The 24,178-nt window shown below is 63.5% G+C and carries 12 protein-coding genes; 7 read left to right on the top strand and 5 right to left on the bottom strand.

Going from position 1 to position 24,178, the window contains the following annotated elements; translation table 11 throughout:
- The first annotated feature begins 261 nt into the window (after positions 1 to 261).
- From CLV45_RS12035 to CLV45_RS12010, 6 genes are all read left to right on the top strand, one after another.
- Positions 262 to 3,423 (top strand): SusC/RagA family TonB-linked outer membrane protein, encoded by a 3,162-nt coding sequence (locus CLV45_RS12035; RefSeq protein ID WP_100336596.1) that lies wholly within the window; start codon positions 262 to 264, stop codon positions 3,421 to 3,423.
- 24 nt (positions 3,424 to 3,447) lie between these two features.
- Positions 3,448 to 5,163, top strand: a complete 1,716-nt coding sequence (locus tag CLV45_RS12030; protein WP_100336595.1) for a RagB/SusD family nutrient uptake outer membrane protein — start codon at positions 3,448 to 3,450, stop codon at positions 5,161 to 5,163.
- Positions 5,164 to 5,466: 303 nt separating this feature from the next.
- On the top strand, positions 5,467 to 6,801 hold the full coding sequence (locus tag CLV45_RS12025) for a sugar porter family MFS transporter (RefSeq protein WP_100336594.1): 1,335 nt from the start codon (positions 5,467 to 5,469) through the stop codon (positions 6,799 to 6,801).
- Between the two features lie 167 nt (positions 6,802 to 6,968).
- Entirely contained in the window at positions 6,969 to 7,862 is an 894-nt protein-coding gene (locus tag CLV45_RS12020; protein ID WP_170061846.1) for a carbohydrate kinase family protein, read from the top strand.
- Positions 7,863 to 7,971: 109 nt separating this feature from the next.
- Positions 7,972 to 9,492 (top strand): glycoside hydrolase family 32 protein, encoded by a 1,521-nt coding sequence (locus tag CLV45_RS12015; RefSeq protein ID WP_100336593.1) that lies wholly within the window; start codon positions 7,972 to 7,974, stop codon positions 9,490 to 9,492.
- 221 nt (positions 9,493 to 9,713) lie between these two features.
- A complete protein-coding gene (locus CLV45_RS12010; protein ID WP_100336592.1) occupies positions 9,714 to 10,364 on the top strand; it encodes a zinc ribbon domain-containing protein in 651 nt (216 codons plus the stop codon).
- Positions 10,365 to 11,097: 733 nt separating this feature from the next.
- On the opposite strand, the gene CLV45_RS12005 is transcribed toward CLV45_RS12010, so the two are convergent.
- From CLV45_RS12005 to CLV45_RS11995, 3 genes are all read right to left on the bottom strand, one after another.
- Positions 11,098 to 14,250: a PAS domain-containing protein gene (locus tag CLV45_RS12005; RefSeq protein WP_100336591.1), complete on the bottom strand. Its 3,153-nt coding sequence runs from the start codon at positions 14,248 to 14,250 to the stop codon at positions 11,098 to 11,100.
- A gap of 328 nt (positions 14,251 to 14,578) precedes the next feature.
- Complete coding sequence (locus CLV45_RS12000; protein WP_100336590.1) at positions 14,579 to 15,493, bottom strand: pyridoxamine 5'-phosphate oxidase family protein; 915 nt, start codon at positions 15,491 to 15,493, stop codon at positions 14,579 to 14,581.
- 35 nt (positions 15,494 to 15,528) lie between these two features.
- Positions 15,529 to 16,770 (bottom strand): low temperature requirement protein A, encoded by a 1,242-nt coding sequence (locus CLV45_RS11995; protein WP_100336589.1) that lies wholly within the window; start codon positions 16,768 to 16,770, stop codon positions 15,529 to 15,531.
- A 117-nt stretch (positions 16,771 to 16,887) separates the two neighbouring features.
- Between CLV45_RS11995 and CLV45_RS11990 the strand changes: the two genes are divergently transcribed.
- Entirely contained in the window at positions 16,888 to 18,315 is a 1,428-nt protein-coding gene (locus CLV45_RS11990) for an RtcB family protein (protein ID WP_100336588.1), read from the top strand.
- A 141-nt stretch (positions 18,316 to 18,456) separates the two neighbouring features.
- Here the strand turns inward: CLV45_RS11990 and CLV45_RS11985 are convergent, their stop codons facing one another.
- A complete protein-coding gene (locus tag CLV45_RS11985) occupies positions 18,457 to 19,641 on the bottom strand; it encodes an efflux RND transporter periplasmic adaptor subunit (RefSeq protein ID WP_100336587.1) in 1,185 nt (394 codons plus the stop codon).
- Positions 19,642 to 19,678: 37 nt separating this feature from the next.
- Positions 19,679 to 24,100, bottom strand: coding sequence for a CusA/CzcA family heavy metal efflux RND transporter (locus tag CLV45_RS11980; protein ID WP_100336586.1), 4,422 nt, complete (start codon positions 24,098 to 24,100; stop codon positions 19,679 to 19,681).
- Positions 24,101 to 24,178 lie beyond the last annotated feature (78 nt).

Genomic DNA, 24,178 nt, shown 5'->3' with positions numbered 1-24,178 from the left:
ATTGTTAAGTTGTTGATTGTTAGGTGATTTATGGGAATGGTGGGGATGAACCAATTCTGCAATTCTTTGAACGAATAGAGGAAGCTTCCGCAACCGTTTGCACCCACCTTTGAGTCGAAGCCCGGTGGCAATGGCGCCGCCCAGGGCCGGGTGGCTCCGGCCGCTTAGCCCGCCGCCCGCAACCGTTTGCGGCCCGCTGCCGGGCCCGGGTCCGCCGCCCGCTACGGCTTCTCTACTCGCCTCTTCCCAATCCCAATTCCCATGAGACAATCCGTACGTACCCTGCGTCAGGCCGTGGCCGCGACGCTGCTCACGGCCCTGCCGCTGGCCGCCGTGGAGCCTGCGCAAGCCGCGGAATCCGGCGCCGAAACCCGCGCCGCCCAGCCCGCCGATACCAAGATTAGTGGCCGCGTCGTCGACGATAAAGGCGAGGGCATGCCCGGCGTAACGGTCGTGGTGAAGGGCACCACCAACGGCGTCTCGACCGACCCCGACGGCCGCTTCACCCTCACCGTACCCGATAATGCCACCCTGGTCGTGTCCTCGGTGGGCTTCCTGACCCAGGAAGTAGCCGTGGGCCCGAGCACCGAGCTGACCATCCGGCTGGCCCCCGATACCAAGGCCCTGGACGAAGTAGTGGTGACCGGCTACCAGACCCAGCGCAAGGCCGACCTGACCGGGGCCGTGGCCGTCGTCAAGACCGACGAAATCAAGGATATGGCTTCCAACGACGTGACCCGCAACCTGCAGGGCCGGGTGCCGGGCGTGCAAATCACGACCGACGGGGCACCGGGCAGCGCGGCCACCGTGCGCATCCGCGGCATCGGCACGCTCGGCAACAACGACCCGCTCTACGTCATCGACGGCATCCCGACCAAGGAAGGCATCAACCAGATCAACCAGAACGACATCGAGAGCATCCAGGTGCTCAAAGACGCGTCGGCGGCCAGCATCTACGGTTCCCGGGCCGGCAACGGGGTGATTATCATCACCACCAAAAAGGCCAAGAAAGGTGCCACCCGGGTTAATTTCTCGACCTTCTTCACCGCCCAGACGCCCGGCCCCCACCTCGAGCTGCTCAATACCCTGGACTACGGCCGGGTGTACTGGCAGGCCAAAACCAACGACGGCGGCACGCCCAACTTGCCCTACTACACCTTCCAGACCCACCAGGGCCCCAACGGCCAGCCGGTGCTCGACGGGGTGGGTACCACCGAGTTTATCGACGCCGACAAAACCATGCGGGCCGCCGATACCGACTGGTTCAAGGAAACCCAGCAGAACGCCCTGATTCAGAGCTATAACCTGGACGTGAGCAGCGGTGGGGAGCGGGGCGGGGCCTTGTTTTCGGTGAACTACTACCAGAACTCGGGCACGCTCAAGTACTCGGGCTTCGATAGGATGACGGCCCGCCTCAACTCGGACTACAACTTCCTGGACGGGCGGCTTAAAGTCGGCGAAAACCTGACCTTGGTCAAGTCCCAGCGGGCCGAGTTTGACCTGAATCTGGTGCGCGACCGGACCACCCAGCTGCCCAGCATTGTGCCGGTGCATACCGTGGATGGCGTGGGCTGGGGCGGGCCGGTGTCGGGCATGAGCGACCGGGACAACCCGCTGCGCCTGCTGGCCGACAACGAGCAGAACCGCTCCACCACCGGCCGGGCCTTTGGCAACTTTTTCGCCGACGCCGAAATTATCAAGGGGCTGCACCTGCGCAGCAGCTTCGGCATCGACTACAGCATCTACAAGTTCCGGCAGATCTACAAGACCTACAAGGCCGGCTTTTTGTCGGAGCAGAACAACCGGGTAACCAACAACGAGCGGTTCTGGGGCAACTGGGTGTGGCAGAACACGCTGAACTACACCGTGCTGCTGGGCGCCAAGCACCAGCTCGACTTCCTGGCCGGGGCCGAGCGCATCAGCTACTACGACGAGAGCAGCTACGCCTCGCGCACCAACTTCGCCAGTGAGGACCCCGACTACGCCTACCTCGACGCCGGGGCCGCCAACAAGGACAACGGCGGCGGGGCCACGGCCTACCGCCTGGCGTCGAGCTTCGGCAAAATCAACTACTCCTTTGCCGATAAGTACCTGCTCTCGGCCACCTTGCGGCGCGACGGATCCTCCCGCTTCGGGCAGGACAAGCGGTTCGGGGTGTTTCCGGCCGTGTCGGCGGGCTGGCGCCTGAGCGAAGAAACCTTCGTAAAAAACCAGGCCGCCTTCTTCTCCGACTTGAAGCTGCGGGCCGGCTGGGGCCAGACCGGCAACCAGGATATTGCCAACTTCGCCTCCCGGGGCCTGTACCAGAGCCTGCTGGGCACCTTCGACCCCAACTTCGACTACGACCACGGCACGGCCTACGATATCTACGGCAACGACACCAACCTGCCCTCGGGCTACCGCCGCTTCCAGCGCGCCAACCCCGGCCTGAAGTGGGAAACCACGACCCAAACCAACGTCGGCGTGGACTTCGGCCTGCTCGAAAACCGCCTGAGCGGCACCGTGGATTACTTCGTCAAGAACAGCAAGGACATTCTGGTAAACCTGCCGTTTCTGGCGGTAGTGGGGGAGGGCGGCGACCAGTTCGTCAACGGGGCCTCCATCCAGAACCGGGGCTGGGAATTCCTGCTCGGCTACCAGAATGAGCTTACTAACGGGCTGACCTACAGCGTCACCGGCAACCTGTCGACCTACCGCAACGAGCTGACCTTCCTGCCCACCGAGGTTATCAACGCCTACGGGGGCAACGGCCAGGACGTCACCCGCCTGGGCCACTCCATCAGCGCCGTGTACGGCTACGTGGCCGACGGGCTCTACCAGAACACGGCTGATGTAGCCAACGGCCCGACCCAGGTGGGCGCCGCGCCCGGCCGCATCCGCTACAAGGACCTGAACAACGACGGCAAAGTCGACAACTTCGACCAGACCTGGCTAACCGAACGGGTGCCCGACTTCAGCTACGGCCTCAACCTGGGCACCGGCTTCCGGGGCTTCGATCTGCAGATTTTCCTGCAGGGCGTGCAGGGATTGTACGCCTACAACGACGCCAAATTCCGCACCGACTTCGCCTCCATTGCCTCCAACGAAAACTGGGGTGCCCGCCTGCTCGACGCCTGGACGCCGGCCAATTCCGGCTCCACGATTCCGGCCGCCACGCTGATCAACAACAACAACGAAGGCCGGTCTTCGACTTACTTCATCGAAAACGCCTCCTACCTCAAGCTGCGCAACATTCAGCTGGGCTACTCCCTGCCCGCCGTGCTGACCAGCAAGATTAAGCTGCAAGGTGTGCGGGTGTACGTGCAGGGCCAGAACCTCTTCACCCTCAAGAGCCAGGAGTTTACCGGCGCCGACCCCGAGGTAACCAATTACCAGTATCCACTGCCCCGGGTGTTTACCACCGGCCTGAACGTTTCTTTCTAACCACGCCCTAGCTCCTTAATTCCCATGAAACTCTTCAAAACCAGTCTATTGGCGCTTTCCCTGCTTGGGCTTACGGTTAGCTGCAACGACAAGGAATTTCTCGACGTGCAGCCCATCGGCGCCCTGAGCGACGAGCAGCTGAACACGCCGGCCAATATTGAGAAGCAGGTCATTGCGGCCTATTCCCAGCTCGGCAACGACGTGTACCGGGCCCCCTACACCAGCATGTGGCCCTACGGCAACGTGCGCGCCGGCGACGCCTACAAGGGCGGCAACGGCACGGCCGACGTGGACGCGTTTCACTTCTATGAAACCTTCTCCTTCAACCGCGTCGACGTGGGCAACACCGACGAGCTGTGGTTCCTGCTCTACATCGGCGTCTCGCGCTGCAACGACGCGCTGCGCCGCCTCAACGCGGTGGATGCCGCGGCCATGCCCACCAAGGCCGTGCGCCAGGGCGAGGTGCGCTTCCTGCGCGGGCACTACTACTTCCTGCTCAAGGAGCTCTTTAAGCGGGTGCCCTACCTCGACGAAACCGTGCCCACCGACCAGTACGCCACCGTGTCGAACGTGGCCCTGAGCAACGACGAGCTCTGGACCAAAATTGCCGGCGACTTCCGCTTTGCCGTCGCCAATTTGCCCGACAATCAGCCCGAAATCGGGCGGGCGAATAAGTCGGCGGCCCAGGCCTACCTGGCCAAAACCCTGCTTTACCAGGCCTACGTGCAGAACGACGCCAACGCGGTGAGCAGCATCGACCAGACCAAGCTCCAGGAAGTCGTGGCGCTCTGCGACCAGGCGGGTGCGAAATACTCCCTGCACCCCGACTTCGCCACCAACTTCCTCACCGCCGGCGACAACGGGGTGGAGTCGGTGTTTGCCATCCAGTTTTCGCGCAACGACGGCACGCCCAAGGGCCGCACTCAGCGCGGCAACGAGCTGAGCTACCCCATGAACCCCGACTACGGCTGCTGCGGCTTCCACCAGCCCAGCCAGAACCTGGTCAACGCCTTCAAGACTGACGCCCAGGGCCTGCCCTTGTTCACGACCTTCAACAACCAGGACCTGAGCAAGCCCGAGGACTTCCAGACCAACGCCGTGGACCCGCGCCTGGACCATACCGTGGCCATTCCGACCCACCCCTACAAGTACTCGCCGGGCTTCATCTTCGAAACCAGCTGGCTGCGCGACCAGAACACCTACGGGGTGTACATGTCGATGAAGGAAACCGTGCTGCCTTCCGACCCGAGCTTCCAGAAAACGCCGCCCTTCATGAGCACCTCGAAAAACTGGACCATCATCCGCTACGCCGACGTGCTGCTCTGGAAGGCGGAAGCCCTGATTGAGCTGGGCCGCGCCGCCGAGGCCCGACCCCTCATCAACCGCCTGCGGGAGCGGGCCCAGAATAGCACGGCCCGCCTCAAAACCACCGCCGGCCAGTCCATTTCCAACTACCGCATCGGGCAGTACCCGGCCGCGGGCTGGAGCCAGGACTACGCCCGCCAGGCCCTGCGCTACGAGCGGCGGCTGGAGTTTGCCATGGAAGGCTACCGCTTCTTCGACCTGGTCCGCTGGGGCATTGCCGGCGACTACCTCAACACCTACTTCGAGACCGAGAAAACCAAGCGGCAGTACCTCAAAGACGCCCGCTTCACCAAGGGCCGCGACGAGTACCTGCCCATCCCGCTCAACCAGATCAACTTCAGCAAGGGCCTCTACAAGCAGAATCCGGGCTGGTAGTAAGGTTTTGAATGTGAGAAATAGGGGAAATGTGCAGAATGTGTCATTGCGAGCAAAGCGAAGCAATCCGTCCTCTGCGAAGGTAGTCACTGCCTTTCCCCGGAAAGCCCTTTCCAACAGCACAATAGACTAACTAACGACTGAGCGCGTGCAAGGCGCCCCTGCGACGCAAACGTCAGCGCTTTTCACTTCAGGGGACGCAGCACATTTCGGAGGACGAATAGCCACGGCTGCGCCTCGCAAGGACAGCTGATTAGCACATCAGCACATTCCAACACATCAGCACATTAACTTTTTCCTGTCGTGAAAAACAGCAACGTCTTTTTCTGGTCTTTGGTCGTGGCCCTGGGAGGTTTCCTCTTCGGCTTCGATACGGCCGTTATATCCGGGGCCGAAAAGGCCATTCAGCAGCTTTGGCACCTGAGCGCCGTCGAGCACGGCTTCACCATTGCCGTGGCCCTGATCGGCACCGTATTCGGGGCTATTTTCGGCGGTATTCCCTCCGATAAGTTTGGCCGCCGCCACACGCTCATCGGCATTGCGGTGCTGTATCTGGTGTCGGCGGTGGGCGCGGCCGTAACCGCCAACTGGGTGCTGTTCATGGTCTTCCGCTTCCTGGGCGGGCTGGGCGTGGGTGCCTCCTCGGTGACGGCCCCGCTCTACATTTCGGAAGTGTCGCCGGCCGCCAAGCGGGGGCGCATGGTGGCCATGTTCCAGTTCAACATCGTGTTCGGCATTCTGACGGCCTATTTGTCGAACTACCTGCTCACCGGGCTGGGCGACAACGACTGGCGCTGGATGCTGGGCGTGCAGGCCGTGCCGGCCCTGGCGTTTTTCCTGCTCCTGTTCCGGGTGCCCGAGAGTCCGCGCTGGCTGCTGGGCCAGGGCCGGGTCGAGGAGGGGCGCGCCATCATGCACCGCATCAGCCCCGCTACCGCCGACGCGGAAGTAACGACCATCCTAACCACCAACGCGGCCGACGAAGCCGCCGGCGGCGAGTCGCTCTTTGCCCGCCAATACCGCGGCCCGGTGCTGCTGGCCGTGCTGTTTGCCGTCTTCAACCAGGTGTCGGGCATCAACGCCATTATCTACTACGCCCCGCGCATCTTCGAGATGACCGGCCTGGGCAAGGGCTCGGCGCTGCTCTCCTCGGCCGGTATCGGGCTGGTCAATTTCCTTTTTACCTTGCTGGCCATGAACTTCATCGACCGATTTGGCCGCCGCAAGCTCATGCTCATCGGCTCCTTCGGCCTGATTGCCACCCTGGGCCTGGTGGCGCGCTCCTTCTACAGCCAGGATTTCAGCGAGCTAAACGGCCTGCTGGTGCCGGTGCTGCTCTTCGTCTACATTGCCTTTTTTGCCTTTTCACAGGGCGCCGTTATCTGGGTGTTCATCTCCGAAATCTTCCCCAACACGGTGCGGGCCAAGGGCCAGGCTCTGGGCTCGAGCACCCACTGGATTCTGGCCGCCGTCATTGCCTTTGCCTTTCCCTACTTCGCTGAGAAGCTGGGCGGTGGCCACACCTTCCTCTTCTTCTGCTCGATGATGGTCTTGCAGCTCATCTTCGTGTGGCGCTTCATGCCCGAAACCAAGGGCACCAGCCTCGAGCAACTGGAAAAAACACTGGTTATTCATTAAAAGGCGGTAGAAACGCCTGAATCACACCAGAACGTCATGTCGAACATTCTGCGCATGAAGCAGAGAGTGAGACATCTCGCGTGCTTACGCTTGATTACTAACTCAACTAAACACGCGAGATGCCTCGGCTCCGCTCGGAATGACGTTCTTCTAAGCTCTAAGTTCTCATGGCTAAAAACATAGTCTGCTTCGGAGAAATCCTGTGGGACGTGCTGCCGACCGGTAAGCAGCCCGGCGGGGCACCCTTCAACGTGGCCGTGCACCTGCATCAGCTCGGCGTGCCGGCCCGGCTCATCAGCCGCGTCGGCGACGACGAGCTGGGTACCGAGCTGCTCGATTTCGTGACCAGCAAGGGCCTGGGTACGGAGCTGGTGCAGCGCGGCAAAACCCACCTGACCGGCGTGGTCAAGGCCAACGTGGACGACGCCAACGAGGTGACCTACAAGATTGTGCACCCCGTGGCCTGGGACTACGTGCAGCACGAGGCCGCCCTCGATACGCTGGTCGCCGATGCGGATATGTTCGTGTTTGGCAGCTTGGCGGCCCGCAGCCCCGCCACCCGCGAAACCCTGTACCGGCTGCTGGAACACGCCCAGTTCCGGGTGTTCGACGTGAATATGCGCCCCCCGCACTACACCCGGGAAGTGGTGAAATACCTGCTGGGCAAGGCCGAGCTGGTAAAAATGAACCACCACGAGCTGGCCGAAATCATGAGCTGGTTTGGGCTGGAAACCGACCAGCCCGCCGCCATGCAGTGGCTGGCCGGGCGGTTTCACCTGCAGGCCGTGTGCGTAACCTGCGGGGCCGACGGCGCCCTGCTCTGGACCAACCAGCAGCTCTACCGCGCCCCCGGCGTGCGGGTGCAGGTCAAAGACACCATCGGCAGCGGCGACTCCTTTCTGGCGGCCCTGCTCAAGGGCTGGCTGCAGGGGCAGGAGCCGGGCGAGTGCCTGCGCTTCGCCTGCGCCACCGGGGCGCTGGTAGCCACCCACCTGGGCGCCACGCCCGCCGTGAGCGAAGCGGAGGTGCGCGAGCTGCTGACCGGCCAGCACGTTGCGTGACCAGGTAAGCTCAGAACGTCATGTATCCCAGTGGTAGACAGGACGATACAGGCTTCGCTATACGCGGCATGACAGTCATTATACACAACCGACCTTCCGTATTCCACCCATGAAAAACTCCTTGCTGCTGGCCTTGTCCTTGGCGCTTACTACCCCGCTGGCCCAGGCCCAAACCGCCGCGCCCCTGCCGCCGGCCACGCCCCAGTACCGCCCGGCCTACCACTTCTCGCCGGCCCAGATGTGGATGAACGACCCCAACGGCATGGTCTACTCCAAGGGCGTATACCACTTGTTTTTCCAGCACTACCCCGACGCCATGGTCTGGGGCCCGATGCACTGGGGCCACGCCACCAGCAAGGACTTGGTGCACTGGCAGGAGCAGCCCATTGCCCTCTACCCCGATAAGCTGGGCTGGATTTTCTCGGGCAGCGCCGTCATCGACGAAAACAACACGGCCGGCTTCGGCAAGAATGCCATGGTGGCCATTTTTACCCACCACAACGACCCCGAGGAAAAGAAAAAAACCAACAAGCACCAGTACCAAAGCCTGGCCTACAGCCTCGATGAGGGCCGGACCTGGACCAAGTACGCCGGCAACCCGGTGCTGCAAAACCCGGGCATCCCCGACTTCCGCGACCCGAAAGTGAGCTGGAACACCGTCGCCAACAAGTGGATTATGACCCTGGCTACCAAGGACCGGATTACGTTCTTCTCCTCGCCCAACCTCAAGGACTGGACCAAGGAAAGCGAGTTTGGCGAGCAGCTCGGGGCCCACGGCGGGGTGTGGGAGTGCCCCGATTTGTTTCCCTTGATGCTGGATGGTCAGCAGCAGTGGGTTTTGCTGGTCAGCATCAATCCCGGCGGCCCCAACGGCGGCTCGGCCACCCAGTACTTCATGGGCCAGTTCGACGGCAAGAAGTTTACGCCCGCCAGCACGGCCACCCGCTGGGTCGACTACGGCAGGGACAACTACGCCGGCGTGACGTACGCGGGCACCGGCACCCGGCGCATTTTTCAGGGCTGGATGAGCAATTGGGACTATGCCAACCAGGTGCCCACCTCGCCCTGGCGCAACGCCATGACCGTGCCCCGGGAACTGGCCCTGCGCAAAGTGGGCGCCGAGGTATTTCTGACCTCGCAGCCGGTCCGGGAAATCGGCCAGAGCCTGTCGGCCGGCGCCGTGAAGCTCCCGCCCCTGACCGTGGGCAAGGAGCTGGATCTGAGCGGTAAGCTGCCCAACCTGGGCGACAAGTTCCAGCTGAAAATGAGCACCACCCAACTGGCCGATTTTGCCCTGGTCCTTTCCAACACCCGCGGGGAGGAGCTGGTCATCGGCTACGATAAAAAGGCCAACGAATATTACGTGGACCGCAGCAAAGCCGGGCCGGCAGCCTTCAGCGCCAAGTTTGCGGGCCGCCACGCCGGCCCGCGCCGCGCGACTACCGCCGCCGCCGACCTGACCTTGCTCGTCGACGCTACGTCGGTGGAGCTCTTTGCCGACGGCGGCCTGACGGCCCTGACGGAGCTCTATTTTCCCAGCGCCGTGCTCAGCACCCTGCGGCTCAGGTCGGCGCCCGGGCTGACGCTCACGGAGCTGAGCTACGCCCGGCTGGCCGCCGAGGTGAAGTGACGCCTGAGTTGCGGAGCTGGTCAGGATTGATTACAAGCGCCTTGCCGCCGGGTTTGCTAAAGAAAGCAGCCCCGGTGACAAGGCGCTTTGGCGTGGCAGGCCTCCGGTTAGCCGCGCAGTTCTTGTGGGCTTGACAGCTACGGGCAGAATGCGGCGGGCAATAGTAGCCTATCAATATATCCGCTACTTTTAAGGCCCAAACCACACCTCCCCAACTCGCTATGAGCAACCTGATTCAGTTTGTCGCCAACCACGACGACCTGTCCACCGACAAAGGCTTCCAGTTCAAATTCTACTGCGACAAATGCCGCAACGGCCATATGTCGCGCTTCAGCCCCAACAGCATCGGTATTGCCGGGGAGCTGATGCGGGCCGCCGGTAGCCTCTTCGGGGGCCACTTCTCCGACGCCGGCAACGCGGCCTACCACGTGCAGCGCGCCATCGGGGGCAAGGCCCACGACGCGGCCCTGGAAAAAGCCGTGCAGGAAGGCAAGCAGTACTTCAAGCAGTGCACCCGCTGCGGCCACTGGGTGTGCCCCGACGTGTGCTGGAACCACAAAGCCGGCCTCTGCGAAGACTGCGCCCCCGACGAGCACGAGGAACTGGCCTCCCAGCAGCGCCAGGCCGCCAAAGAGCAGATCTACACCAAAACCCGGGAACAGGACTACACCAACAACCTCGACTTCCTCAACAAGGGCGCCGTCGTGCAGTGTAACAGCTGCCAGGCCACCCTCGACGCCAACAAGAAGTTCTGCCCCGAGTGCGGCACGCCCAACGTAGCGGCCCAAACCAAGGAAAAGTTCTGCGCCGACTGCGGGGCCAGCGTCAAGCCCGGCCAGCGCTTCTGCGCCGAGTGCGGCAAGCCCCAGTAGCCCTGGTATATACGACAAATAAGCCCCTCCGGACTAGTGCTCGTCCTTACCCAAACGTTAAAAGCGTTTCAGCCCTAAGCTGAGACGCTTTTTTCATTATTGTTGGCTCCCTCTCTAAATGGAAGTCATAGCACGGTGAGCGACATATACTGCTCTTGTAGTGAAAACCACCGTTTCGCTGTACGCGGTTAGACTACATGCCTAAGTCCCTGCTGCCCAAACACCACTCGACCAAAATCACAGTGCGTTTCTTCGCGGTATTCGTTTTCGCCACTGCTATAGCTGCACATAGAGTAGATTCTTTCTCCTGACTTTATAGAGCAGCCAGTTACGCTACTTCGGAGAATAGCGGTAGGTGCGCACCGTGTAGGTTTTTCACAATTACCTTCCCACCTTGCGACCGAAAAGGTCTGTCCTTTAATCTCCACGCCGTTGAACAGGCAACCGTTTCCCAGACAATCAATGTCCTTCCTGGTGGCTAACGGCCACCAGCCGCACCACGGCCAGCCGGCCCTCGTAGACACTATGCGGACGTCCGCGGTACACGTTCTGATGACTACGGCAGATCACCAGTTCGTCAGTAGGGCTTCCCGGTTGGAGACGGGGACTTTGAGGTCGTGGGAGGCGGTGTAGATGGTCTTCGAATCATTATCGATTAAGAGCATGCTGTTGAGGGGCAGCATAGCTACCGTCTTACGCACGGCCCAACCTACAGCCGGGTATAGCAACTGGATTACGAAGGAAAGTGTATCCGAAAAGTAGAGCCTTGGTCGAGCACACTGTCCACCTCTATACGGCCGCCCGCGTTTTCGATTATTTTCTTGACCATGTACAGGCCCACACCGGTGCCTTCCACGTGGCTGTGCAGGCGTTTGAACATGCCAAAGAGCTTCTCCTGGTCTTGTGCCAGGTCCAGGCCCAGGCCATTGTCGCGTACTTCCAGCACCTGCCCTGCCGCCCGTCGGGCATAGGTGACTCTCACTTCCGGAGCCCGATCGGGGTGGCGATACTTCAGGGCGTTGCTCATCAGGTTGTACACGACCGAGCGCAGGTTCTTCTCAGAAAAGTTGATGCGCACGTCCACCGGCACGTCCACGGTTACGCGGGCCTGGCTCTGCGTAATCAGCGGGGCCAAATCCAGCTCCACCTCCTGCACGACCCGGGCCAGCGAAACCGGGGATGGGGCCTGGTCGTGCTCCTGCTGCAGGCGCGAAATGTCGGTTAGGTGCGCGATAGTGCGGCCGAATCGCTCCACGGCCTGCTGCATCAGGTGCAGCATGGTCGGCACTTGGCCCACGCGGCCGGCGGCCGGCAGTTCGTGTTCGACTGCGCTGAGCAAGCCCTCAATATTGGCGATGGGCGCTTTCAGGTCGTGGGAGGCCGTATAAATGAAGTTGTCCAGGTCCACGTTGGTGCGCCGGAGCTGCTCGTTGGCCTGCTTGAGCTCGGTGATGTCGATGGCCGAGCCCACGTAGCCGTAGAGCTCACCGCCGGCCAGGTAGCTTGGAGCCCCTTGGCTGAGCAGCCAGCGGTACTGCCCGTCGTGGCGCCGCAGGCGGTGTTCCATGCGAAAAAGCGTGCCGGCCGCAATAGCCGTCACGAAGGCCTGTTGGGTGGCCTCTACGTCGTCCGGGTGCAGATAGGGCACCCAATTCTCGGCCACAAACTGCGGCAGCGAAATGCCCAGGAACTGAAGAAACGTGTGGTTGACGTAGCGTACGGACGTATCCGGATTCAGGGCCCACACGAGGTTGGGTGCGGCATCGGCCATGGTGCGGAAGCGCGCTTCACTTTCCTGCAGCTCGGCGGCGTAGGATTCGATGCGCTGGCGAGCCTGGACCAGGTCAGTCACGTCGACGGCCGTGTTCAGGAGGCCGTACACCTGGCCCTGGGCATCCCGAAGCGGAATGAAGCTGTAGTTGTAGTAGAACGTCTGCGGGGTACCATGCATCAGCACCTCCAGGCGTTGGTCACGCAGGTGTAGGGGCTGTCCCGTGGCCAGCACCTGGTGCATTTGCTCAATCACGACCGAGTTCTTCAGTTCGGGCAACACGTCGGCGTAGCGCTTGCCCAGCACATCGGGTCCCTTGCCCAAGCCGTTCAGCATGGCTTGGTTGGCCAGCTGAAAACGCAGCTCCGGCCCCACGTACACGCCCATGAGAAAGGGCGCGTTTTCCACCAGGGCCCGCACCTGCTGCTCGTTTTCCTCCACCAGGCGGCGGGCCCGGACCTGCTCGGTAATGTCGTAGACAAATACGAGCATGCCGTCCACGGCGCCCTGGGTGTTGCGGCGGGCCTGGTAGGTGAAGGTGCAGAAGAGCTCCACTAATGCCTCCCCCTCGGAGCGGGCCATCATCAATTGCATTTCCTGGGCCACGTAGGTTTCACCCGTTTCGTACACTGCTTGCAAGAGGGCAGGAACCGGGGAGTTGACCAGTTCGGGCAGCGCTTCCAAGACCGGCTTGCCCAGCAGTTCGCGGCCAGGGAAGATGCGCTGATAGGCCGGGTTGACCAGCTGGTAGACTAAGTCGGGGCCGTCTAGGATGCAGATGGGTGCCGGGGCCTGCATGAACAGCCCGTGCAGCTGTTGCCGCTCGGCCTCGCGCTGCTGGCGGGCGAGTACCTGCTCGGCCACGTTATAGGCAAAGGTGGAAATGCCCACAATCTGGTCGTTTTCCCGCAGCGCTTGGTAAGTAAAGGTGAAGTACATCTGCTGCGGCGGACCCTCGGGCTGGGCGATGAGCAGGGGAAGCTCCTCGCCGTAGTAAGTCTCGCCCGTTTGGTAGACGCGGTCGAGCAGGGCAACCACGCCGCTGTCCACGGTTTCGGGCAACGCTTCTGCCACAGTCTGGCCCAGCAGCTGCCGGCCGGGGAAGAAGGCCTGGTAGGCCGCGTTGGCGTACTCGTAGCGGTGTTCAGGCCCGCGCTGAATGCAAATGGCGGCCGGGGTTTGCTCAAATATTCGGTAGAACATTTCGCGCTCCTGCACCTGCCGCTGAGCCGTGGCCAGCACCTGCGCTTGCAGGGCTTCGGCCTGCCGGCGGGCCTGTACCTGCTCGGTCACGTCGACCGCGACGTGAATTGTGCCGGTCACCTGCCCCTGCTCGATAAACGGCGTATAGGAGACGTTAAAAAAGTGAACTTGTAATTCATCGTTACGGCGTAACGTGACCGGAATTTCACTTCCCCGGAAAACCTGTCCGGTTTCGATTACCTCCTGGGCCCGGCGCAGAATGGTTTGAGACTCAATCTCGGGCAACACCTCGACCATCCGCCGGCCCAACACGGCTGCAGCCGTAGGTTGGTGCATCATGCGCAGCATGGGCTCGTTGATGGCTTCGATGACGACCTCCGGGCCGCGGGTGAGGCACATGGCCACCGGAGCCTGTTCGACCAAGGTGCGGAAGCGTGCCTCGCTTTCGGCTGCCTGCTGCATGGCGCGCCGCTCGTTGGCGGCCCGTTGCTGGGCCGTCCTGTCCACACTGGTGAACAGCAGGTACAGCACCGCGCCCTGGGCATCCAGCACCGCTTGGCTGCGGCCTGACCAGTAGCGCTCCTCAAACGTACCATCGGCAGCCGGTACGTCGTAGCGCACCAACGGCAGCTCGTGCACCTGCTGGTCACGTAAGGAGGCATCCAGGGCCGTACGCATCTGCGTCGGGCCGGTATTAGCGACTTCTTCAGGGTTTTCGGGATACGCCACAAAGACACTGTGGCCGACGACCTGCGCCGGCTCACGGCCGGTCTGGCGCAGTAGGTCTGCGCTCATGGCCACGATGGTATAGGTCGGCGCGTCTGGCTGCAGCAGGATAAAGTTGCCGGGCAGCGCCGCGAGGATGGCATGAAGAACATGAGCCGGATCTTCGGGCAAGGTAGACAAGGGCATAGGTAAGGAGAAAAACCTCACGAAAACGGCCCCTGTAAGTCAGGGGCAGGTGTACGAAGTTAAGTAGAACACCTGAGGGCAGCACGAAGAAGATGCCCCACCGAACGGTGGGAATAAATCCATGTTACATTCTGTTAGTTCAAACCCATGGGAAAAAGAAGTGATATGGCGGGCTAGGAAGTGCCAGGGTAAGGCCGGGAGGCAGAAGAGGTACAGTAGGCTAACTGGGCTAGCGAGGAGCTATTAACAAGGGCGATTTGGCCCAGCGAGATGGGTTCTAGAGGGTATAGCTGAGGGTTTTCGAGCTGCTACCAGATCAGGCAGTTGGTCAGGCGGGTTCAACCGGCGGATTGAACGGCGAGTACTCCTCGAACACCCACCGCAGCGGCAGGGCGTGGAGCAGGGTGCGGACCTCGGTCAGCTGAAACCGGACTAGCCGCTCGGCCCCGGGAAAGGCCCCGGCGTGGTCCGCGTCCCAGTCGACGTGGGCCTGGCCGGTGAGCTGGAGCACGTGCCCGGTGCCGAAATCGGGGAACAGCAGCCCGGCCCGCGGGTCCAGGGCCAGGTTGCCCAGGGTCTGAAACATGCCGTTGCCGGCGTAGTCGGGCCACTGCAGGGTGTGGGCATCCAGCACCCGCACGAAGCCCGGCTGCCCGCCCCGGTGCGACACATCGAGGCCGGCCCGGGCGTGGGCCGAAGCCAGGAAAAACGTGTCGGCGGCCGTAATCCAGGTTTGAAGCGCCGGGGTTAGGGCGGTGGCCCCGGGGCCGGCCAGCGGGGTTTCGGCGCCGGGAAGCAGCTGCCACTCCCGGGCCTGGATGTACTTGGGGCAGTTGAAAAACACCTCGTCCAGCGCCACTGTCACGCCTTCGGTACTTAACCGGGCCCGGCCGTTGAGGCGGATGCGCCGCCGCTTCGCAAAGTCGACCACCGTGGCCCCGATGGGAGCTTCAGCCGCCAGGTTGGCTTGCAGCACGTCGCCGGTTACCGGCTGGGCGGCAATGCGCAGAGTGTAGGCGTCAGGAGTTTGCAGAAACCCCGGCGTGCCGGCCAGCGCCGAGGCCCACAGCCGGCCCTGGCCGTCGGCGCTGGCCACGACCACCAGGGGCTGGGCGGCCAGAAAATTCCGGGCCGGGGTGGGCAGCTCGGTTTGCAGAATCGGGGCCAGCTGGGCGGCCTGGGCCCGGGTGCCGGCCTGTTCCTGCACGGCTACCTCGCCGCGGTGGTAAGAAATGGATTTCATGGGCTGACGAACGGTGAAGTACGCACAAGATAAAGTTAGGGCTGGCGGCCTGCTGCGTGCTCGGCGGGCCGCCCGGCCAAGAATTTGTAGCGCACCCAGCTGCGGACGCCAAGGAGCACCGGCACCAGCAAGAGCCCGGCCACGAGGCCCAGAAAAGCCAGGGTCGGGAGGTGAGGGGCCAGGGCCGGAACCAGCAGCAGGGCCGCGCCGGTGCCCAGCAGCAGGCGCGCCACCGGCCGGATGTAGGCCCGGTCTTCCTCCTCTTCCTGCATAATCCGGGTCAGGCCCACTATCATCCAGACGATAACCGCCAGGGCCGCGCAGAACATCCACTGCAGGTTCGGCGGGGGCATAGTTTCGGCCAGGGCCAGCAGGTCCTTGAGGCAGGCGCCCACCACGCTCAGGGCGGCCAGCAGGGGCAGATGCAGAAGCAGAAAAATCAGCCCCTGTAAGTAGCCGTAGCCGGTCTTGGTTTCCTGCTCACTGGTCATGTCGAAATACAGGCACCAGAGCAGAAAGGCAATCAGGATGGCCAGGGTAAACGCGCCCCAGGCCGCCGGGCTCTGGTGCGGCCCGCCCGCCAGACCCGTAACGGCCCCCAGAATACTTTCGGCCAGCACGATGATGGTAAACAGCCCAAACCGCTCCACGATGGCCGCCGACGCGGTAAACACCTGCCCGCGCCCGGCCAGGATGCGCACCAGGCGCCGGGCTCCCACCAGGGGCGGGGCCAGGTTGAGCAGCAAGGCGCCCACCCACAGCCCGGAAGCCGTGGCCGCCGGCGTGAAAATCGACCAGGTGAGCAGGCCAAAGGCCAGGCTGAAGCAGACGGTGTAGGGCAGGTTCAGGGTCCGGTGCGAGGGGTCGTAGAGGCCCACGCTCCACCAGAGGTAGGTTATCAGGCTTTGCAGGCAGAGAAAGGCCAGGGCGAAAGGGGCGGGGTGGCCGGCAAAGGCGTCGGGAATGGTAATGGCCACGGCCGCCACGGCCAGCATCTGCCAGAAGGTGAGCAGCCGGGTCCGGATACTGTCGTTGCCGTGCAGGTCGTAGTACTGGCTGCCGTTGATCCACGACCAGAACACCAGGCAGAACAGCAGCAGGGCCCGGCAGGCCACCGGCCACGACGGATGGGTGGCCAGCTGGTGGGTGAGCTGGCCAATGGCGGCAGCGTACACCAGGTCGTAAAACAGCTCCAGCCAGCTGATTTTTCGCTCGTAGCGCCGGTCGTCAAAGTGGGTGGGCGGGCCCCACCAGAGGTTGGAAGGCTTGTTGTGCATAGGCGGCCTGCTTGGGGCCGTCAAGGTACTGAATCCGGGGAAACGACCCGAAGCTGGGCCGTAACCCCGCGCCCGGAATCCGCGCTACAACCTAGCTCCACCCAACTTCTCCCGGCTATGTCCAAGCAAACGGTGCGCGGCAACGACCTGCGCAAGATTGGTTTTCCCGAAGGCCCCGCCATTGGCCGCGCCCTCGACGTGCTCGAAGGCCGCCAGTTTAAAAAGCTCGACAAAGGCAGCGCCCTGGCTTTGCTCCAGCAAATCCAGGCCGACCCCTACAAGTTTCTGCGTGACGAAACCTGGCGCGATGTGGCCCAGGAGCTCGTGCCCCAGCCCGATAAAAGCGTGGGCCTCAACCCCGAAATCAAGGATTACCGGCGCTACGGCGAGGAGTTTATCGAGGATGGGGCCCGCAAGCAGATGGACACGGCCATGCAGCTGCCCGTCACCATTGATGGCGCGTTGATGCCCGACGCCCACCAGGGCTACGGCCTGCCCATCGGCGGGGTGCTGGCCGTCGATAATGCCGTCATTCCCTACGGCGTGGGCATGGATATTGGCTGCCGCATGGCCCTGTCGGTGTTTCCGCTGCCCGAGCACGAGCTCTATCAGCGGGCCAAGGAATTACGCAACATTATCCTGGCCAATACCCGCTTCGGGAGCAAGTTCAGCGCCTTCGATAAGAAGCTGGACGACGCCATTTTCGAGCGGCCCGAGTTCAAGGAAATAGCCGTGCTGCGGGGCAAGCGCCAAACCGCCGTCGAGCAGATTGGCACCTCCGGCTCGGGCAACCACTTCGTCGAGTTCGGCGTGGTCGACATCACCGACCCGGATAATGAGCTCGACGTGCCCGTGGGCAAATACCTGGGGTTGCTCAGCCACTCCGGCTCCCGCGGCATCGGGGCGGCCGTGGCCCAGCACTACACCAAGCTGGCCATGAATGCCTGCCCGCTGCCGCCCGAAGCCCGCCACCTGGCCTGGCTCAGCCTCGACTCCCAGGCCGGGCAGGAATACTGGGCCGCCATGAACCTAGCCGGCGACTACGCCTCCGCCTGCCACGACCAGATTCACCGCCGCATCAGCCGGGCCCTGGGCGAAAAGCCGCTGGCCAAGGTCGAAAACCACCACAACTTCGCCTGGCGCGAAACCCTGGCCGACGGGCGCGAGGCCATTGTGCACCGCAAGGGCGCCACCCCGGCCGGCAAGGGCGTGCTGGGCGTGATTCCCGGTTCGATGACCGCGCCGGGCTTTATCGTGCGCGGCCGGGGCGAGCGGGACTCCCTGCAGTCGGCCTCCCACGGGGCCGGGCGGCGCATGTCGCGGGGGCAGGCCCTGAAGACGCTGAAGGAAGGCGACGTGCGCCGGGAGCTCAAAGACCACGGCATCGAGCTCATGGGCGGCGGCCTCGACGAAGCGCCGATGGCCTACAAGGATATTCACCAGGTAATGGCCCACCAGCGCGACCTGGTAGATGTGCTGGGCTCGTTTACACCCAAAATCGTGCGTATGGATGCCGGCGGCAAAGGCGGCAAAGGCGGCGAATAAAGGTCAACCAGCCACGCAAAAGCCCGCCCGGAGCAACTCTAGGCGGGCCTTTGTGTGTTTGCGAAGCCAGTCAAAAGCAGCCGGTAACGGGTTTACTTGCTGCGACGCATGCCAAACCCGGCCCGCAACCGTCGGAAACGGCTATTCTTCCTCGCCGGCGTTTTTGAGCTTGCTCAGCAGCGAATAAGCGCCTTCCGTGACGTACTGCGCCTTGGAATCGGCCACGCTTGCTCCCGGAATGAATACTTCGCTGTAGCCGTCGGCCTGCTCGCCCCGGCGCACTTCCAGCATCCGGAATACCTGTTTGCCGCCCGCGCCGGGCTCCTGGCGGAACACGTACTGCTTGCCTTCGTAGTCGACCACGGCCTTGTCGGGCAGGGCGGCTACGCGCCGGTTGGTGGTTTCGACCACGGCCCGCACGAACATGCCGGGCAGCAAAGCGGGGTCGTTTTCCCGGTCGAGGTGGCCGTGCACGCGCACGGTGCGCTGCTGCTCGTCTACGGCCCGGCTGATGAGGTAGACCGAGGCAGTGCGCTCCGAGCTGCTGTCGTTGGGCAGGGTGAAGCGGATGCGCTGGCCTTGCTTGAGCAGGGGCACGTCCCGCTCAAATACCGTCAGCTCCACGTGCAGGTGCTCGGGGTCGACGAGCTCGAACAGGGCATCAGTCGGCGTCACGCTTTGCCCCACGGTCACGTTGACGGTTTTGACGAAGGCATCCTTCGGGGCGCGCAGCGTGGCCGTGCTCACGAAGGGCCGGCGGCCCACCGGCAGGCCCGCCAGCCGCAGCCGGGCCAGCTGGCCGGCCGCCTGGGCTTGCAGCGCACCGTACTCGGCCTGGGCGCGCTGCAGGTTCTTGGCCGGGGCCACTTCCTCGCGCACTAGCTCCCGCTGGCGCTCCAGCTCCGCCCGGGCAAAGGTTAGCTGGCTCTGGGTTTCGAGGTAGCTCTGCTGAAGCTGAATAAACTCGGGGTTGCGGATGGTAGCCAGCACCTGGCCCTTGCGCACCCGCGTGCCCTGCAGCAGCGAGGTACTTTCCACAATACCGCCGAGCGGGGCGCTGATGGACACCAGCTGGTCCGGGGGCACGTCGAGCACCCCGTTGACTTTGAGGCCGGCACCCAGTACGCGCTGGGTCAGCGGACCGGTGCGCACGGCGGCCAGCTGCTGCTCATCGGCGGTAAGCGTCACTTGGTCGGCGGGGGCAGCCGTGCTGTCCGCCGAGGCGGTGGCCGGGGCGTCGGCCGTTTCGGGGGCGGATTCTTTGCTGGTGCAGCCGGCGCTCAAGAGCAGGATGAGCACGGCGAGCTTATAAAGCGTGATTTTCATATTTAGGAACGGATTCGGAAAGGCAAGGAAGGTTCGGCTAGTCGCCGGTGCTAAGCAGGTAGTCCAGCTCGATGACGGTTTGGTTGTGCTGGAGCAGGGCGTCGAGGTAGTCGGTGCGCAGGCGCTGGGCGCGGTCCAGATTGAGCAGGTACTCGGTGTAGCCGTTTTCCCCGGCCTTGAAGGCCTTGGTGGCCACGCGGGTAATGACGGCGGCCTGGGGCAAGCCGGTCTGCTCGTAAAACTGCAGGCGCTGCTGCTGTTCGGCGCGCTGGGCCAACAGCTCATCCACGCGGCCCGCCAACTCGGCCTGGTAGCGGCTCAGCCCGGTTTGGGCCACTTTCTCCTGGAGTCGGGCCGCCTCTACCCGCGCTTTCTGCGGGCCCTGAATCAGCGGCACGGCCACGGTGGCCTGCACGCCCTGAAACCGGTCGCCGGCCCCGTAAGTGCGCGTGGTGCCATCTACCACCTGGGGACCAATGATGGACTGGTTGAAATAGCCCACGCTCAGCCCGGGCTTGTTCTGAGCCTGGGTGAGGCGGGTTTCGGCTCGGGCTACGGCTACCTGCTGGCGGAGCACTTGCGCCAGCAGACTGCGGGTCAGAAACGTCGTGTCGCCGGGGACGGCGGTTATTGTTGGAGCCAGCGCTGTGAGCGTGCTGTCGGCTACCGTAATGGGCTGGGGGCGCTGCAACAGGGCCTGGAGCTGGCGCACGGCCACCTGGTACTCGGTGCGGGCCCGCGCCAGCAGCGCCCGGGTTTCGCCCTGCTGAGTCAGGGCCGTGGCTACTTCCAGGCGGGCCGTTTCGCCAGAGCGGAAGCGCAGCTGGGCCGCGCGCGCAAACGCCGTGTACAGGCTGTCCTGAGCCCGCAGGGTGCGCAGGCGGTGGCGGGCGTGCACGGCGGCTTCATACTGCAAGCGTACCTGCCGCCGCACCTCGGCCCGGGCTAAGCCTAGCTGCTGCTCTTTGGTAGCTACCTGCGCTTTAGCCAGGGCCGAGAGGGTGCGGTAGTAACCCGGCCAGGCCAGGGGCTGGGTGATGGTAAACAGGTTGTCGTTTTTAACGGAGTTGTACTGCCCGTAGCTGGCCTGCACGGTGGTGCGGCCAATGTCGCGGGCGGCCCGCCCGCTGGCCTGCTGGGCGGCGAGCTGCTGCTGGGCCCCCAGCACCGTGCCGCTCTGGCTCAAGGCGGCGTCCACGGCCTGGGTGGCATTCAGCGCGCCATCGGCCGGCGTGCCGGGCTGCTGGGCTTTCATCGTGCCGGGCAGCAGCGCCAGCCCCAGCAGCAGCACACTGGCTACTCCTAGTTGGGGAGCCGATGGCCCCGCTTTGCGCTGGGCCCGCCGGGCCGTCCAGGTTTCTTCCAGGTAGTAGAGCACGGGCAGCACCAGCAGCGTGAGCAGTGTGGCCGTCACCAGCCCGCCAATAACCACCGTGGCCAGGGGTTTCTGCACCTCGCCGCCGGCGGAGCTGGACAAGGCCATGGGCAAAAAGCCCAACGAAGCCACGGCGGCCGTCATCAGCACCGGGCGCAAACGTACGTGGGTACCGGTCAGAATACGGGCCCGCAGGTCGGTCAGGCCTTCTTCCTTGAGCTGATTGAAGTAGCCGATAAGCACGATGCCGTTGAGCACGGCCACCCCGAAGAGGGCAATGAAGCCCACACCGGCCGAGATGCTGAACGGCATGCCCCGCAGCCACAGGGCCAGCACCCCACCGATGGCCGAGAGGGGAATGGCCGTGAAAATCATCACCGACTGACTAATAGAATTAAACGTGGCGTAGAGCAGCAGGAAAATGAGCAGCAGCGCGACCGGTACGGCAATCAGCAGCCGGTCGCGGGCCGACTGCAGGTTTTCGAACTGCCCGCCGTAGGTGGCGTAGTAGCCGGGCGCAAACTTGACGCGCTGCTCCAGGCGCTGCTGCACTTCATTGACCAGGCTTTCCACGTCGCGGCCTCGCACGTTGAAGCCGACGATGATGCGGCGCTTGGCGTCGTCGCGCTGAATCTGGCTGGGCCCGGAAATCAGCTCCACCTTGGCCATCTGCTCCAGCGGAATCTGGCGGCCGTCGGGGGTGGCCACGAACAGCTGGCGCAGGTTGCGGATGTCCTGGCGGTAGCTTTCCTGCAGGCGCACGACGAGGTCGAAGCGGCGTTCCTTTTCGAAGACCTGCCCGGCCACTTGCCCGGCAAAGGCGGTTTGAATCGTGCGGTTCACGTCCTTGACCGAGAGGCCGTACTGGGCCAGCTTGTCGCGGTCGAGCTGGGCCACAATCTGGGCCTGGCCGGTGGCGCGCTCCACGTAGAGGTCGGTGGCGCCGGGCAGCCCCTTGATGAGCTCCCCAACCTGGGTGGCGTAGTCGTCGAGCTGCTGCAGGTCTTCGCCGAAAATCTTGATGACCACGTCCTGCTTGGCCCCGGAAATCAGCTCGTTGAAGCGCATCTGAATGGGCTGCTGGAAGCCGAAGGTGACGCCGGGAATGCGGGTAAGCTGGGCCGACATCTTCTCGACCAGCTCCTCGCGGGAGTCGGCCGAAGTCCACTCGTCCTTGTCCTTGAGCACGATAATCAGGTCGCAGGCCTCGGTGGGCATGGGGTCGGTCGGAATCTGGGAGGAGCCGACCTTGGCCACCACTTCCTTGACTTCGGGGAAATTCTTGAGCAGAATGCCGGCCGCCTGCTGGGCCTTCTCGGCGGTGTAGGTGATGGAGGAACCGGGTAGCACGCGGGTTTCCACGGCGAAGTCGCCTTCTTCCAGGGTCGGAATAAACTCGCCGCCCAGGGTGCGGAACAGCAGCCCGGCGCCCACCAGCAACGCCAGGGCCGCGGCCAGAATCAGGGTTTTGGCCCCCAGGGCCCAGGCCACCACATTCTGATAGCGCAAAGCCAGCCGGCCCAAAATCTTGTCGGAGAAGCCGTGGCGGTCGGTGCGCCGGCTCAGGGCCAGGGCCGACATCATGGGCACGTAGGTCAAAGACAGAATAAAGGCGCCCAGGATGGCAAAGGCCACGGTCTGGGCCATGGGGCGGAACATCTTGCCCTCGATGCCGCCCAGGGCCAGCAGCGGCAGGTACACAATCAGGATGATAATTTCACCAAAGGCGGCCGAGGAGCGGATTTTGCTCGACGCGTGGTAGACCTCGTCGTCCATTTCGGGGCGGGTCAGCTCCTTGATTTCGGCCGGGCGCCCGAGCGTGGCCACGCGGTGCACAATGGCTTCGACGATAATCACGGCCCCGTCGACAATCAGGCCGAAGTCGATGGCGCCCAGGCTGAGCAGGTTGCCCGACACGCCAAAGAGCCGCATCAGGCCGATAGCGAAGAACATGGCCAGCGGAATAACCGAAGCCACCACGAGGCCGGCCCGCCAGTTGCCCAGAAACAGGACCAACACGAAAATCACAATCAGGGCGCCCTCGGCCAAGTTCTTGGTTACGGTGCTGATGGCCTGATCCACGAGCTTGGTACGGTCCAGAAACGGCTCGATGACCACGCCTTCGGGCAGGGTTTTCTGGATGGTGGCCATGCGCGCCTTCACGGCCTTGATGACGGCCGAGGAGTTGGCGCCCTTGAGCATGAGCACCAGGGCGCCCACCACTTCGCCTTCCTGGTTGCGGGTCATCATGCCGTAGCGCACCGAGTGGCCGAAGCGCACCTGGGCCACGTCGCGCACCAGCACCGGCACGCCGCCGGCCGGGGTGCGCACCACCATGCGCCCCACGTCTTCGAGGGAGCCGGCCAGGCCTTCGGAGCGGATAAAATAGGCCGCCGGGTTTTTGTCGATGTAGGCCCCGCCGGTGTTTTCGTTGTTCTGCTCCAGAGCGTTGTAGACGTCGGCCACCGTGACGCCCATGGAGCGCAGCCGCTCGGGGTCGAGGGCCACTTCGTACTCTTTCACGTAGCCGCCGAAGCTGCTCACGTCGGCCACGCCGGGCGTGCCCAGCAGCTGCCGGCGCACCAGCCAGTCCTGCATCGTGCGCAGTTCGGTGGCCGGGTATTTCTGCTCGTAGCCCGGCTTGGCGTGCAGCACATACTGGTAAATCTCGCCCAGGCCGGTGGTGACCGGGGCCAGCTCGGGCGTGCCGGTGCCGGGCGGAATCTGCCGCTCGGCGTCCTTGAGGCGCTCGGTTACCTGGTTGCGGGCCCAGTACACGTCCACATCGTCGGGAAAGACGATGGTGACGACCGAGAGGCCGAAGCGCGAAAAGGAGCGCACTTCCTGCACCTCGGGGATGGTAGCAATGACCTGCTCGATGGGAAAGGTAACAAGCCGCTCCACGTCGGGTGCGCCCAGGGAAGGCGTCTGGGTGATGACCTGGACCTGGTTGTTAGTGATGTCGGGCACGGCGTCGATGGGCAGGTGGGCCACCGAGTAGCCGCCCCAGGCAATCAAGGCCAGCGTGAGCAGGCCGATGAGCAGCTTGTGGGTGATGGAAAAATGGATGATTCGGTCGAGCATGGGGTGCTAAACGAAAAGAAAACCAGAAAAAGAGGGGAAGCGGCCGGCGCTAGGCACGCAAAAAGGTCCGCGCCGGAA

The organism is Hymenobacter chitinivorans DSM 11115 (assembly GCF_002797555.1).
In the GTDB taxonomy this organism is placed as follows: domain Bacteria; phylum Bacteroidota; class Bacteroidia; order Cytophagales; family Hymenobacteraceae; genus Hymenobacter; species Hymenobacter chitinivorans.
The sequence above is the reverse complement of the archived record's forward strand: the minus strand, read 5'-3'. Positions and strand labels throughout refer to the sequence as shown.